The organism is Streptomyces sp. NPDC058464 (assembly GCF_042721035.1).
GTDB lineage: Bacteria > Actinomycetota > Actinomycetes > Streptomycetales > Streptomycetaceae > Streptomyces.
Genome location: NZ_JBHXMA010000046.1, coordinates 54,774 through 70,011, shown reverse-complemented (window position 1 = coordinate 70,011; position 15,238 = coordinate 54,774). Strand labels below are relative to the sequence as shown.

The 15,238-nt window shown below is 71.7% G+C and carries 7 protein-coding genes; 4 read left to right on the top strand and 3 right to left on the bottom strand.

The window, feature by feature from the left end; genetic code table 11:
* Positions 1–131 precede the first annotated feature (131 nt).
* From ACFWPQ_RS42210 to ACFWPQ_RS42195, 4 genes are all read left to right on the top strand, one after another.
* Positions 132–2,228 carry an alpha-galactosidase gene (locus ACFWPQ_RS42210; protein WP_384047528.1) on the top strand — a complete coding sequence of 699 codons (2,097 nt, stop codon included), beginning with the start codon at positions 132–134 and terminating at the stop codon, positions 2,226–2,228.
* Positions 2,229–2,951: 723 nt separating this feature from the next.
* Entirely contained in the window at positions 2,952–6,389 is a 3,438-nt protein-coding gene (locus ACFWPQ_RS42205) for a S8 family serine peptidase (RefSeq protein WP_384047525.1), read from the top strand.
* Positions 6,390–6,479: 90 nt separating this feature from the next.
* Positions 6,480–10,193, top strand: coding sequence for a helix-turn-helix domain-containing protein (locus ACFWPQ_RS42200; RefSeq protein ID WP_384047522.1), 3,714 nt, complete (start codon positions 6,480–6,482; stop codon positions 10,191–10,193).
* A gap of 188 nt (positions 10,194–10,381) precedes the next feature.
* Complete coding sequence (locus ACFWPQ_RS42195) at positions 10,382–11,818, top strand: polysaccharide deacetylase family protein (RefSeq protein ID WP_384047520.1); 1,437 nt, start codon at positions 10,382–10,384, stop codon at positions 11,816–11,818.
* A gap of 365 nt (positions 11,819–12,183) precedes the next feature.
* On the opposite strand, the gene ACFWPQ_RS42190 is transcribed toward ACFWPQ_RS42195, so the two are convergent.
* The 3 genes from ACFWPQ_RS42190 to ACFWPQ_RS42180 form a co-directional block, all read right to left on the bottom strand.
* The gene (locus ACFWPQ_RS42190) at positions 12,184–13,146 is read right to left on the bottom strand and encodes an amidohydrolase family protein (RefSeq protein WP_384047517.1); all 963 of its coding nucleotides are present in this window, start codon (positions 13,144–13,146) and stop codon (positions 12,184–12,186) included.
* Between the two features lie 92 nt (positions 13,147–13,238).
* Positions 13,239–14,441, bottom strand: a complete 1,203-nt coding sequence (locus tag ACFWPQ_RS42185; protein WP_384047514.1) for a PucR family transcriptional regulator — start codon at positions 14,439–14,441, stop codon at positions 13,239–13,241.
* 120 nt (positions 14,442–14,561) lie between these two features.
* Positions 14,562–15,149 carry a TetR/AcrR family transcriptional regulator gene (locus tag ACFWPQ_RS42180; RefSeq protein ID WP_384047511.1) on the bottom strand — a complete coding sequence of 196 codons (588 nt, stop codon included), beginning with the start codon at positions 15,147–15,149 and terminating at the stop codon, positions 14,562–14,564.
* Positions 15,150–15,238 lie beyond the last annotated feature (89 nt).

Sequence of the window (15,238 nt, the reverse complement as noted above, 5' to 3'; positions counted from 1 at the left end):
AGTGACTGCCCGCCATCGCATGGGCCTGGTCGAAAGCACGGGGTGAGCTCATTCGTTGACCGAGATGCGCCACACTTCTATGGTGGAAATCGTTTTCTATCATCTGCTGAGATGGCTCGAGGAGTCCCTTCGTGCGCGACCGCTCTGTCACATCGTGGTCCTGGGGCGAGGACCCGTTCGTTCTGCGGTTCGCCCACGAACCTGAGGGTCCCGTCCGGATGGTCGGGCTCGGCCCCCCGACTCCCTGGGTGTGTTCACTGCCCTTGGTGGAGGTCGAGGTCACCGGCGAGGGGAGAGCCGGCACCTCGGGGAAGCGCCATGTCGACGGGAGCCTCTCCCGCCGACTGCGCTACGTCACCCACGACGCCACCTCACGGCACCTGACGGTACGGATGCACGACCCGTCGACGGATCTCCACGTCACTGCCCGCTACGCACTCGTGGACGGCGTCCTCTCGGCCCACGCCGAGATCACCGCGGGAAGTCAGGACGTGCGCGTCGAGCAGGTGTCCTCCTTCACGTTCGGCGGACTGGCTGCGGCTCTCGGCGCCATGGACGACTGGGAAAGCGGGATCACACTGTGGACGGCTGCCAACCCGTGGAGCGGGGAGCACCGGTGGCACGGGAGGACGGCGGCCGAGGAGGGGCTGTACGACGTCGGCATGACCCGATACGGGCAGACCGGCTCGAAGAACCGCGTCGCGTGGACCTCCACCGGATCCTGGCCGTCGTCGGAGCGCCTGCCCATGGGGTGGATCGAGGGGCCGGACGCGGTCCTCGCGTGGCAGATCGAGCACAACGGCTCCTGGCTCGCGGAACTCGGCGACCGCCATGACGACCTGTATCTGCTCCTGGCCGGCCCCGGGCACCGCGACCACCACTGGTCGATGCTGCTGACCCGGGGAGAGACGTTCACGACTGTGCCCACGTCCCTGGCTCTCGGTCCTGACCGGGACACCGCGCTCGGCGCGCTGACCCGGCACCGCCGGGCCGGCCGCCGTCCCCATCCGGACACGACGGCGCTGCCCGTGGTCTTCAACGACTTCATGAACTGCCTGATGGGCGAGCCCACCACGGTCGCGCTGCTCCCGCTGATCGAGGCCGCCGCGGAGAGCGGCTGTGAGTACTTCTGCGTGGACGCCGGCTGGTACGACGACGAACGGGCGGGTCCCGGCCCCGGCGGAGTACCCGGCTGGTGGGACACCGTCGGGCAGTGGCAGCCGTCCCCGTCCCGATTCCCGGGCGGTCTGGGAGAGGTGACCCGGGCGATCAAGGACGCGGGGATGCTCCCCGGCCTGTGGCTGGAACCGGAGGTCGTGGGGGTTCGCAGTCCTGTCGCGCGGGCGCTGCCCGACGAGGCGTTCTTCCGGCGTGACGGTGCGCGCGTCGCCGAGTGGGGCCGCCACCAGCTCGACCTCGCCCACCCGGCGGCTCGCGCGCACCTGGACGCCACCGTCGACCGTCTCGTCGCCGATTTCGGCATCGGCTACCTCAAGCTGGACTACAACATCGACATCGGTGCCGGCACCGACGCCGGTCCGCACGGTCCGGGGCACGGGCTGCTCCGGCACAACCGGGCCTACCTCTCCTGGCTCGACGCCGTGCTGGAACGCCATCCCGGTCTGGTGATCGAGGGCTGCGCGGCCGGCGGCATGCGCACCGACCCCGCCACGCTCGCCCGGGTGCCCGTGCAGTCGCTCACCGACCAGCAGGACTTCCGGCTCGTCCCGGCGATCGCGGTGAACGCGCCGGCGGCGGTCCCTCCCGAGCAGGGCGCCATGTGGGCCTACCCCGATCCCTCGATGAGCGACGAGGAGATCGTCTTCACGATGGTCTCGGCCATGCTGGGCCGGATCCACCTCAGTGGTCGCGCCGACCTGCTCGACCCCCGCCAGCGATCTCTCGTGAAGGAGGCCTTGCGCGTATACCGGACCTATCGCCGGGATCTGGCCGCTGCCCTGCCGTCCTGGCCCCTGGGGCTGGCCGACTGGCGCTCGCCGTGGCTGGCGCTCGCCATGGACACAGGCCCCGAGACGCTTCTCGCCGTGTGGCGGCGCGACAGCGCAACGGTCGACTGCGCGGTCCCCGTGCCCGCGGGGACCAAGGAAGTGCGGGAGGTGTATCCCGTCGGCGCTTCCGGCGCGGTGGAACTGGACACCGGGCGGCGAGCGCTGCGTGTACTGCTGCCCGAGCGGTGGTCGGCCCGGCTGTTCCGGCTCGTCCGGTGAGCAGTCCGGAACCGGGACGCGGAGCGGTCTCGGGCCTCGCGCCGCGCACTGCCGTACGGCGAAGCCGGGTTTCCCCCGTGCTCCGGCCGGCACACTCCCCGTTCCCCGCGTCATCGCCGGTGAACTGATCCGCGAGCGCCGGTCACGGACGACACTCGCCGCCGCCGCCCTGTCGTCGGCGCCGCCCGCCGGTGTACCGCTGTTCGACTGGCGTCCCGGCGTCCCGCCGGCGCATCGTTGCTCGACCGGCTCACCGCCGCCGCGGCGGGCATCCGTCCGGTCCCCGTGGACCGCAGGGCAGTCCCGATCTTCCACCGGCACGCGGATCGAACGGCGCGCGGAGTTCCCGCGACGCACGCGGGCCGTCCCGCCCGTCCGTGGGCACCGCTGATCGGCGCGTACGCGATGCCTGCGCATGCCCCGGGAGGATCGGCGGGCACCGGAGGCGAGCGCACGTCTCCGCGAGGGGCGGGACAACCGGATGCAGCTTTCGCCCCTGCCATGGCGACCGGCCGCGGGCAGGCGCCCGGACACCTCACTCGCGACGGCGGTGACCTGCGGTTTCCTGTTTTTTGTTCAGACCAGGCGCAGGGCAGCTGAACAAGCCTCCACCCCTGAATGATCGGTGGCGGCCGGGTGCCACCCCACAGCCTTCAGGGCGCAGGCGGGTCTCCCCGGACCGATCGACCCATCGGCTCATCGACACGGGGAAGAGAGACCTCCTTGCGCAACAAACACGGCCGGAGCAAGAACCGGCCGGCCTTCTACACGGCGGCGGCCGCGTCCGGCGCGGCCGCCCTGGTCGTCCTGGCCGGACTGGTCGCGGCGGTCACCCCGACCACCGCGGCGGCGGCGGGTTCGGCGGGCGTGTCGTCGGCCGGTCTCGCGCGGGCGGCCACGCGCGTGACCCTGATCACCGGCGACACCGTCGGCGTGGACACCCACGGCCGGGTGGTCGGCATACGCCACGGCAAGGGCCGCACCGGCATCGGCTACTCGGTGCAGCGGGTCGACGGGCACACCCTCGTCATACCCTCGGACGCCGTCCGGCTGCTCGACGGCGGCCAACTGGACCGCCGCCTGTTCGACGTCACGCAGCTCGTCGCGGACCACTACGACGACACCCGTCGGGGGCAGCTCCCGCTGATCGTGTCCTACCAGGGCAGCCGGGACAGCCAGGCGGACGCCAAGCAAGCCCTCACGGACGCCGACGCCCACGTGAAAAGGCAGCTGCCCGTCCTGCACGGCCAGGCGGTGACGGCCGCGAAGCAGGACAGCGGACAGGTCTGGCAGGCCCTCACCGACCCCGCCCCGCACGCCGACGGCTCCGTGACCACGGCGCGCGGCGTGGACCAGGTCTGGCTGGACGCACGGGTCACGGTGGCCCCGCAGAGCTCCGCGGGCTCCGCCGGCGACGACGGCACCGGGACCGCGCAGATGGGCGCCCCGGACGCGTGGAAGGCCGGCTACGACGGCAAGGGCGTCAAGGTCGCGATCCTGGACACCGGCATCGACGTCACCCACGCCGACCTCAAGGGCAAGGTGGTCGCCGCCAAGGACTTCAGCAGCAGCGGCACCACCGACGACTACGTCGGGCACGGCACGCACGTCGCGTCCACGATCGCCGGCACGGGGGCGGCCTCCGGCGGCAAGTACAAGGGCGTCGCGCCCGGCGCGAGCCTCATCAACGGCAAGGTGCTCGACAACAGCGGGAGCGGCGAGGACTCGGCCATCATCGCCGGCATGCAGTGGGCGGTGGCCCAGGGCGCCAAGGTCATCAACATGAGCCTCGGCGGTTCCGACACCTACGGCACCGACCCCATGGAAAAGGCCATCAACGACCTGTCGAAGTCCGACGGCGTGCTGTTCGCGGTGGCGGCCGGCAACTCCGGGCCCAAGGACCAGACGCTCGACACACCCGGCAGCGCAGCCTCCGCGATCACCGTGGCGGCCGTCGGCCACGACGACTCCCTCACCAGCTTCTCCAGCCGCGGCCCGACGGCCGACGGCGCGCTCAAGCCCGACATCTCCGCGCCCGGCCTCTACATCGTCGGCGCCAAGGCCAAGCACGGCACCATCGGCGACCCGTCGGGCACCGCGGGGTACGTGACGATGTCCGGTACGTCGATGGCCACCCCGCACGTGGCCGGGGCCGCCGCCATCCTGGCCCAGGAGCACTCCGACTGGAGCGGCGACCGCATCAAGGCCGCGCTGATGGGCTCGGCCGAACCGCACGCGGACCTGACCGCCTACCAGCAGGGCGCCGGACGCGTCGACCTCACCCGGGGCATCACCGCGAGCGTCGTGGCCGAGCCCGCCTCCGTCGACTTCGGCACCCAGGCGTGGCCGCACACCGACGACACCGCGGTCTCCAAGACCCTCGCCTACCGCAACACCGGCGACAAGGACGTCACGCTGAACCTGGCCGCGTCCGGCGCGGCGGGCGTCTTCACCGTCTCACCGGCCACACTGACGGTCCCCGCGGGCGGCACCGCCTCCGCGACCGTCACCGCGGACACCCGCGCGGGCACCAAGGACGGCTACTACTCCGGTGCCGTGACCGCGACGTCCGCCGACGGCACCTCGTCCGTGCGCACTCCCGAGGTGGTCAACCGCGAGCCCGAGTCGTACAACCTGACCATCAAGACGGTCGGCCGCGACGGCAAGGCCCCCAAGTACGGCGCCACCGCGACCCTGTACTCCAAGGAGACGGGCCAGACGGTCTCCCCGTACGACCGGGACGACGACGGCGACTACAAGGTGACGGTGCGCGTACCCAGGGGTCACTACGTCCTGGACGACTGGATACCGGACCAGGACACCGACAACGCGGTGCTGGTCGCCCCCGACCTGAACCTCACCAAGGACACCACCCTGGTCCTCGACCAGCGCAAGACGAAGAAGATCAAGGTCACCGCCCCCGACCCGCGGGCCAAGGGAGGCGACCCGGTCATCAAGATCGCCTCCAAGGGCGAGGGCGGCGCGTCCTCGTACGCCAACTACTTCTACACCAGCGGTTACAGCTTCACGCTCGGCCAGGTCGGCGCGAACGCCCCGAAGAACACGTTCATGTCCCAGGTCAGCGGCGTCTGGTCGAACGGCGGCGGGGCGAAGCCGCAGTACCACATCGTGATCAGCCACAGGGGCTCCTTCTTCGACGGGCTCACCCAGACGGTCAAGGCCTCCTCGATGGCCCGCGTCGACATGTCGATGGGCTCCACGGTCGCCGGCACCGCCGCCGAGCCCGACGGACAGTGGCAGACCCCCGGCTTCGACGAGCTGACCGGACTCGGCCCCAACACCGTCGGCACCTCCCGCGCCCTGCCCGCCGGCCGGGTCACCCTCTACGTCTCCACTGACGCGGACCTGCGCTGGCAGTTCCACGTCTCGCTGCACCGCGACGGCGCCAACCAGGCGTACATGTACCTGGACGGGGCCGACTTCAAGCGCTACCAGCCGGGCCGCACCTACCAGGAGAACTGGAACCAGGCCGTGTTCGGCCCGGTCACCTCCACCAGCAGGGTCTTCCTGGGCGCCTACCGTTCCGGTGACGACTACGCGCTGTGCACGCCGCTGCTGTCCGACGGACACGTCGCCAGCGACCTCGGCGCCAAGCTGCACACCGTCCTCTCCTCCGGCGGCACGACCTACCTCGACACCACCGACGACCCCTGCGACCAGTCTGAGTCCCTCACCGGCCTGCCCCAGGAGAAGCGGACGTACCGGCTCGCCGTCACCTCGCAGCGCAGCCTGAGCACCTACAAGGTCAGCGACCGGGTCAGCGCGACCTGGACCTTCACCTCGCAGCACACCTCCGCGACCGGCGCGGCAACCCGCCTGCCGCTGTCCGTGGTCCGCTTCGCGCCGAAGCTGAGCCTGACGGCCACCGCCAAGGCGGGCGGGCGGTTCGACGTCCCGGTCGTCGTCCAGGGCCCGGCCGCCGGCAAGGGGCAGCTGAAGTCGCTGACGGTCCAGGTGTCGTACGACGGCGGCCGTACCTGGAAGCGGGTGGCCGTGCGCACGCAGGCCTCCGGCCGGCGGTACGTCACGCTCACCCACCCGGCGCGGCCCGGCACGGTATCCCTGAAAGCGGACCTGGCCGACAAGGACGGCAACACGTACTCAGGTACGATCAACAACGCCTATCGCACCGTCCGGTAAGCGCTGTCCCCAGCACCGCGGCGGCGCCGATGGGCCCATGACCTGAGTCGAGCACCGGAAGCCGTCGGACGGTGGAGAGGATGCCGTTCGATGGGACGACGCGAGAAGCCGGTGGACCCGGACGCCGGGCCTGTGCAGAGGCTGGCGTACGACCTGCGCATACTGCGCGAGAAAGCGGGCAGGCCCGCCTACCGGGACATGGCCCGGCGGGCGGGCTACTCCACGACCGCCCTCTCCCAGGCCGCGGCCGGCGAGCAGCTGCCGACCCTGGCCGTCGTCCGGGCGTACGCGCAGGTGCTGGACGCCGACCCGGAGGAGTGGGAGGAACGCTGGCGCGCCGTCGAGCGCGAACTCAGGGAAGCGACCGCGCTGGACGAGGAAGCGCCCTACCGGGGGCTGGCCCGCTTCGAACCGGGCGACAGCGACCTGTTCTTCGGCCGGGCATCACTGGTGGGGGAACTGCTCGCACTGGTGGCCGAACACCGTTTCGCGGCGGTGTTCGGCCCGTCGGGCAGCGGCAAGTCCTCCCTGCTGCGGGCCGGACTGATCCCGCTCCTGCGCCGGGCCGACCCCGGGGAGCGGCCGGCGGTGATCCGGGTGCTGACGCCCGGAGACCGCCCCGCCCACACCCATCGGGACGCCCTCACCCCCAGCGAAGGGAAGGGCGAGACCTGGGTCATCGTCGACCAGTTCGAGGAGATCTACACCCTCTGCCGGGACCGGGGGGAGCGCGAACGCTTCGTCGAACTGCTGCTCGCGGCACGACGCCCGGACAGCCGGCTGCGGGTGGCCGTGGCGGTGCGCGGGGACTTCTACGGACACTGTGCCTCCCACCGGGAACTGGCCGAGGCCGTCAACGAGGCCGGGCTGCTGGTCGGCCCGATGAGCCCGGACGAACTGCGCGAGGTGGTCACCGGCCCGGCCACCGCCATGGGCCTGATCGTGGAGCGGAGCCTGACCGCCCGGGTGGTGGCCGAGGCCACCGACCAGCCCGGGGCGCTGCCGATGCTCTCGCACGCCCTGCTGGAGACCTGGCACCGCCGCCGCGGCCGGACACTGACCCTGGCCGCGTACGAGGAGGCGGGCGGGGTGCACGGCGCCGTCGCCGCCACGGCGGAGCGGCTGTACGGCGAGCTGTCGGACACCCAGGCCCGCACCGCCCGCCGCATCCTGCTCCGGCTGGTCGTGCCCGGCGACGGCACCGCCGACACCCGCCGTCCGGCACAACGCCTGGAGTTCCCGAAGAGCGCTCAGGAGGTCCTCGACCGACTGGCCGCCGCGCGTCTCGTCACCCTCGACGGTGATGTCGTCGAACTCGCGCACGAAGCACTGATCACCTGCTGGCCGAGACTCGCCGGGTGGATCGACGAGAACCGGGACCGGCTCCGCGCGCGGCGGCGGCTCGGTGACGCGGCCCGCTCCTGGCGGGAGCTCGGTGAGGATCCCGGCGCCCTGTACCGGGGAACCCGGCTGGCCGTCGCCGAAGAACTGTTCATCCCGGGGCCGGAGGACGACCTCACCTCACCGGAGCGTGCCTTTCTGGCCGCCTCCCGCACGGCCCGCGACATCGAGCGGGAGGCCGGACTGCGCGCCGCCCGCCGGACCCGCGTCCTCGTCGGGACAGCGTGCACCTTCCTGGTGCTGGCCCTGGCCGCGGGACTGCTCGCCTGGCAGCGCAACGGGGCGAAGGAGGACGAGGCCGCCAAGGCCGCCGCCCTCTGGCTCGCCACCGAGTCCGCGAGCCTGCGCTCCACCGACCCCCGGACCGCCGCGCTGCTCGGCGTCGCGGCCTGGCGGACGGTCGAACTGCCCGAGTCGCGCTCGGCGCTCCTCGGCGCCCTGGAGCAGCCTGAACGGGACGCCTTCGTCGACCCCCAGACCGGCAAGGACGTCGAGCGCTACCTCACGGATCGCGGCACCACCCTGCTCAGTGTCGACGGGGGACGAGTCGCCGTCCGAAACGTCGGCGACCATCGCCTGACCAGGTCGTACCACCTGCCGGCCGGGACCGAGGCGTCGGCCGCGGGTCCGGACGGCACCACCCTGGATCTCAGCGGGCCGGACGGCGAACTGGTGTGGGACCTGGCGGCCGGCCGAGCGGTCGCCGACCTCGGGCAGTCGACGCTCCTCGCGACCGCACCCGACGGGACGGCGTTCGTCGCCGCTCCGGCGGACGGCGAAGGTTCCGTCCGGGTGTACCGCAGGAGCGACGGCGGGGTGCTGTTCGAGCAGAGCCTGCCGGGGGCCCTGACGACGGCCGCCGTGTCCGCGGGCGGTGCCACGCTCGCCCTGTGCCCCGCGGGTGGCACGCCACAGCTCTGGGACACCGGGCGGCACCGTCGGCTGACAGGTGCGTGGGACACCGTGGACAAGCAGGTCTGCGGAACGGGCACCGGGGCGGACGGCGGCGACCGGCAACTCGCCTTCAGCGCGGACGGCCGACGGCTGGTCGCGCTGTACGGGACCACCGCCACCGTCTGGGACGTGCGCACCGGACGCGTCGTCGCCGACTTCAGCAGTGCCGGGTCGACCGGCTTCACCGAGGCGGCCCTCTCGTCGGACGGTTCGTTCCTGGCCACGGCGGACGACCAGGAGACGGCCGTCTGGCGGGTCGACGGCTCCGGCGTCAAGGCCTACCGGCAGCCGCTCTCGGGCGCCGAGATACGTGGGCTGACCTGGGCATCCGGCACGAAGCCGGTGCTGCGCTACCTCGACGGGGCAACCGTCCGCACCTTCGACATGACCGATCGGCTGGCCCCGCGCTGGGAGGCCGGGGCGGCCGACGTCACGGCACTCGCCCCGGACGGCACCGTCGTCGCCACCGCCACCCGCGTCGATGGGGGCTACCGCCTGGAACTGCGTTCCACCCGCACCGGCGGGCTCCTCGCCGGTGCCTCGCTCGGCGCGCTGCCCGGCACGTCCGACGGAGCCCCGCTGCTGGCCTTCAGCGCGGACGGCCGGGCCCTCGCCGTCGCCGACACCGTGTCCTCGCACGGCTCCCTGCGCCAGCGCTTCACCGTGTGGGACGTGCTACGGCACAAGGTTCGTACGGAGTTCGACACGTCAGGACCGGCCGACCGGGCCGTGACCGCCCTCGCCCTCGGCCCCGGCGGGCGGACGCTGCTCGCGGTCCGGATCGCGGGCGACGGCTCCGCGCTGGAGGTGTGGGACACCGCCGCCCGGCGCAGCACCGGCACGCTGGGCGGCTTCTCGGCAGACGATCTCGCCGTTCGGCCGGACGGACACCTGGCGGTGAGCAGCGCGGACCAGTACGCCGGGATGCCGTCCGGTCCCATCGCTGGACGGGCACTCGCCGACGGCAGGGAGGTGACCGCGCTGGCGTTCAGCCCCGACGGGTCACGGCTCGCCGTCGGGGACGCGACCGGGCACGTCACCCTGTGGGACGGAAGGCTGCGCAACCGTGTCGGAGTCCTGACCGGCACGTCCGACACCGTGTCCCAGGGGGCGCCGGAAACGGTGACCGCGCTCGCCTTCTCCTCGGACGGCACCACGCTGGCCGTGGGCGGCGCCCACGGCACGCTCCGGCTGTGGGACGCGGGACAACAGCAGGTCGGCACCGACCTGCCATGGGCCGGTGACGAGATCCGTTCCGTGGCCTTCGGCCGGGACGGCGGGTCGCTCTACGCCGCAGGACCCCGCGTGCGGTCGCAGAGCTTCGACATCGAGCCCGCGGACGCCGTGCGCAGTATTTGCGACCGTACCGCGGGAGTCGGGCTCTCCCGGGTGCAGTGGCGGGACTACGCGCCTGACACCCCGTACCGGGACATCTGCTCCGGAGCGTGATGAGCGGCCGAACGGTCTGATCCCACCGATCCGAGATTGTTCAGGCCAGGGCGGGGGGTGCTGAACAAGGCCTCCGTCGCCCAGGATCGGGCAGTGGATCCGCTGTGCGTGCCATCTCTGGCGAGCAGCGGCCTGGGGCGTTCCGTCAGTGACGTCCGTCAGACCCCACTCGCTTAGGTTTTGATCGCATGCGCAAATTCACGGCTGTTCACCCGATCCTGCTCGCCACCGCTTTGTCGCTCATGGCCGCGTGCTCGTCCGGGACGGTGGCCTCACAGCCGGGAGAGGGCTCGTCCGCCACCGGGTCGGCCGCCGCGACCGTCGACCCGTCGAAGATCAGCGGGCTGGACATCGTCAGCGACAACAGTGAGCAGAGCTCCTGCCCGTACGCGACCAGTTACCCGGCCGTGCCGGGCGCGGCCGCCATGACGGCCGCCATGAAGCACGACGTCGACCGGCGCCTGGCCGAATTCCGTGCGTCCGCCTGCCAGCCGGGTTCGAACAGCGCGGCCGAGCAGGGCCCGGAACTCAACATCAGCCACGAGTTCCTCGTGGCCTCCGGTGACGTCCTGGGCGTTCGCCTGTCCACGCAGGACCGCAGCACGTCCGTGGGGGACGGACTGTCGACCCGCACGTACTGGTACGACGGCAAGACCGGGACATACCGCACCGCCCTCGGTCTCATCGCGGACGGCTCGCGGGACGCCTTCGTGTCCGCTCTCAAGAAGGAGCTGAGGCGACGGGAGGGGGTCGTGGCCTCGACACTCGACGCCGCCCTCGACGACCCGGCGAACCGCGCGGCGGCCGTGGACGACCTGGCCTTCACCTCGGACGGCGGACTGCGGGTGAGCTTCGACCGGGGTGAGGTGGGAGTCCCCGCGGCCGGCCGTTACACGGTGACCTTCTCGGAGAAGACCGCGACCGCCTGGCTGTCCGCCTTCGGCAAGCGCGCGCAGCGGCAGTCCGTCCACCCCGACGCCCACCTCGACGTCGGTGCCACCAGCACCCCGGCCGAGTCCGCGCCGGCGCAGGCGGCCGTCGGCGACGACAACACCGACTGCAAGAAGGTGAAGTGCGTCGCGCTCACCTTCGACGACGGACCGGCAGCCCCGGAGACCTCGACGCTGCTGACCTACCTCGCGCAGTACAAGGCGCGGGTCACCTTCTTCACCGTCGGTCAGAACGTCGTCGCCCATCCCGACCTGGTCCGTGCCGAGGCGAAGGCCGGCCACGAGGTGGGCAACCACTCCTGGAACCACCCCGACCTGACCCGGCTCTCCACCCGGGAGATCCGCTACCAGCTGAACCGCACGAGCGCCGCCATCAAGGCGGCCACCGGCAAGGCGCCGACCCTGTTCCGCCCTCCGTACGGCGCGGTGGACGCCAAGGTCACGGCGGCGACCACGCTGTCGCCCGTGCTGTGGAACGTGGACACCGAGGACTGGAAGTACCCCGACGCGAAGAAGGTCGCCGCGACGGTCATCTCCAAGGTGTCGCGCAACGACGTGGTCCTGATGCACGACATCCACCCGACCTCGGTCGCCGCCGTCCCCGAGATCCTCCGTGTCCTCACCGCCCGCGGGTACCACTTCGTCACGGTCAGCCACCTGCGCGCCACCGACTGATCCGCCGCGAGCCGTGCCGGCAGGAAGCCGTGGTTCCCGCCGCCGGGGACAAGTCCGCGAAGGACCGTGGCCACGCTGCGCATGCCAGTGGTTCCTTATGAGTGCCGGCACGGGCTGTTCGAGTGCGGGCGCAGAACGGGTCGACGTCGGCGAAGGCCCTCACTGTCGGGGCATACCGGCACGACGGCGTCGCCGCGGCGGCTGGCGCGACGCGGAATCCCACGCTGCCGTCGGCCTTCTTCGCCGGAGCAGAGGGAGCACGCGGACGGTTCCGTCTGTCGAAACACCCGAAGCGGCGCGGTCGCCGTCACCCGGAAGCCATGCCGCCACCGTGGATCGGTATCCCCGATCGCGACCGCCCGCCCCTATCCCCGATCGTCGGAGGCCAGGCGGGGAAAGAGGGCTTCCGCGTTGGTGCGGTTGATGGCCGCTCTGCCCTCGGGGGTGAGATCGGGGTGCGTGTCCAGGAAGCGGTTGTGGTAGGCGCCGGCCGCCTCCGGGGCGTACGGCCAGTCACTGCCGTAGAGGACGCGTCCCGGCTCGGCGAAGGAGAGCAGGGCGGGCAGGGCGCTGGGACTGGCGGAGAGTGCGGTGTCGAAGTAGAAGCGCTTCAGCTCGGTCAGCACGTCCTCGGGCGTCCGGTCCGGCGCGAGCACCGTGGACGTCAGACTGGTGACCCGGTAGGCGATGTAGGGGAGATAACCGCCGGCGTGGGAGAGGATCACCTTCACGTTGGGGTGGCGGGCGAGTGTGCCCTTGAGGGCGAGGTTGAGCGCGGCTCGCGTGGTGTCGAAGAGGAAGTCGGCCAGCGCGGGCGAGACTCCCGGCAGCAGGGTGACCGGCGGGTGGCTGGGATGGATGAACACCGTGGCGTGGCGGCGGTCGAGTTCGTCCCACAGCGGCTCGTCCTCGGGCTCGCCGAGATAGCGGCCGTGGACGTTGGACAGCAGGACGACGCCGTCCGCACCGAGGGCGTCCATCGCGTGGGCGGTCTCGGTCAGAGCGCCGTCCAGGTCGGGCCACGGGAGCATGGCGAAGTACCCGAAACGGTCCGGCCGGTTCTTGACGACCTCCGCGCCGTACTCGTTGACCGCGCGTGCGAGCGTACGTGCTTCGGCGTCGTCGCCGAAGTGGATGCCGGGTGTGGTGACGGACAGGATGCCGGTGGCGATGCCCTGGTCGTCCATCATCGCGATGGCACTGTCCGGGTCCCAGGCTCGGATGGGCCAGCCGTCCGTGAGGCCATTCCGTTCCATGGTGTCGAGCCAGACGGGCGGGTTGACGTGCTGGTGGACGTCGATGCGTGCGGGGTGGTGCGTGCTGGTCATGCGACTACCGTTCCACGGGTGCTGCCCGCTCACATCGGTACGGTCGTCCAATGCTTCGGCGGCTCCTTGTCACTGCGGTACAGCGCGGTGGCTCAGCCTGTTTCCCGGTCCAGTACGGCGGCCCCGAAACGGGCGGCCAGCAACAGGGCACAGTGGACTTCGATCCGTCGCTCGTCCAGCGGGTACGGCAACTGCTCCTCGATGCGCCGCAGTCGGTAGACGACGGTGTTGCGGTGGACGTGCTGGTCCTGTGCCGTGCGCAACAGGCTCTGCCCGGAGGCCAGATAACTGAGCAGTGTCGCACGCTGCTCCCCGGCGCTCGGGTCGTCCGCGGCGAGCGGGCCGAGCGTGTCCTGGACGAACCAGCGTGCTCGCTCAAGGTCGGACGAGAGCAGGCCGGGCAGACTCACCATCTGCCACGAAGTCACCTCTCGCGCCGGATCGGACTCCTGGACGACACGGGCGGTGTCGCGTGCCTGGAGGTGGCTGAGGCGGAAACCCTCGGCGCCGGCCGCGGTGCTCCCCAGCGCGACCCGCGTCCCGGCCAGCCCCGGGCGCACGCCGCCGAGGGCCGTCGACTCCGCCGCGGTCGGCGGGTGGGTGCGGCTGAGCCATGCCCACAGAGTCTCGTCGTCGTCCCGAACCGTCAGCAGCGTGCAGTCCGTCAGCCGGTCGGCGAACTGAGCGGCCACGCGGACGAGGCGTGACGCGGGTGCTCCACCCGGCCGCCACAGCACCAGCCCGATGTGATGGTGGTCCAGACGCAGCCCGAGATCCGCCCCTGCGCGGTCCGGGTCGACCGGCCGACATTCCAACAGTGCCTGGACTGTGGCGCGTTGGAGGGCCCCTCGTCCTTCCGCCTTCCGTTCCCGCTCGGCCATGTAGGTGCCGACCATGGCGATGGCCGTCTCGTCGACGACCTCGGACAGGGCCAGCGGTGTGACGGCGGGCGCCTCCGCGGACACGGCGTCACGCGTTCCCGCGATCAGCTGCTCCAGCCAGAGCCGCTGGATCTCGCGCATGCTCTGCACGACCTGGCTGAACGGGACGTCCTGCTCGGCCGCCGTGACGGCGACCAGGCGCAGGCTGTCAGCGGTGACGGGTGCCCAGTCGTGGCCCGACAAGCGTGCCAAGCAGGCCAGCAGCATCCCTTCGCACACCTGATGGACGGCCGAGACGGGCAGCTCAGCTCTCGGCCCCTCCCGTGCCACCACGGCATCCCGGGCGCGGGCGGCCCACTCCACCGCCCAGGCGACCGGGCCCGGGCCGAGGAGCCGGATACCTTGTGCGATCACCTCCGGATCCAGCGCGGGTTCACGGCCGGGAGCCCCGGCCGCCTCTGGCGCATGCAGAGCTGAGACCGCTTGGGAGGCCGGAGCGCGACTGGTCGTGGATCTTCGCACGGTCGAGCCCTCTCAGTCGTCGATCGCGCCGCTGACAAGCGCGTGGAGCTGTGCGGCGACCTGGTCGAGGGGCTGGATGCTGCGTTTGGCGCGGCACATGGCGACGGTTCCCTCAACCGCGGCGACGACGAGTGTCGCAAGCTGGGCGGCCTGCACGGGCTCGGCACCATGCCGGCGGAGGGCATCGGCGAGCAGGCTCTCCCACTCGTCGAAGACCTCGGCGGCGGCCAGCAGGACCTCGGGCGTCTCGTCGTCGTCCGGGAGCTCCTCGATCGAGACCGCCAGCACGGGGCAGCCGGCCCGGAAGCCCGTGCCGAGGACGATCTTGCGCCACACCGCGAGAAAGGCGTGCAGCCCCGCGACCGGACCCGCCTCAAGCTCCCTGCGCAGGCTGCGGGCGACCCACTTGCCGGTATAGCGCACGGCCTCGGTGGCCAGCTGCTGCTTGCCCTGAGGGAAGTAGTGGTACGTCGAACCGAGCGGCGCCTCGGCGTGTTTGGCCAGCTCACGAATGCTGGTGGCGTTGAGGCCGCGCCGGCTGATCATGTCGGCGGCGCCGGCCACGATCCGTTCGCGGGACGGCGTGCTGGGCTTGGCCACTTCCGTGCCTCTCGTTGGCTATAACACTTGTCATAGTCTAGCCTGGCCGGGGTTTATGACGATCGTCATAAACGAGTCGTCGAAGTGAG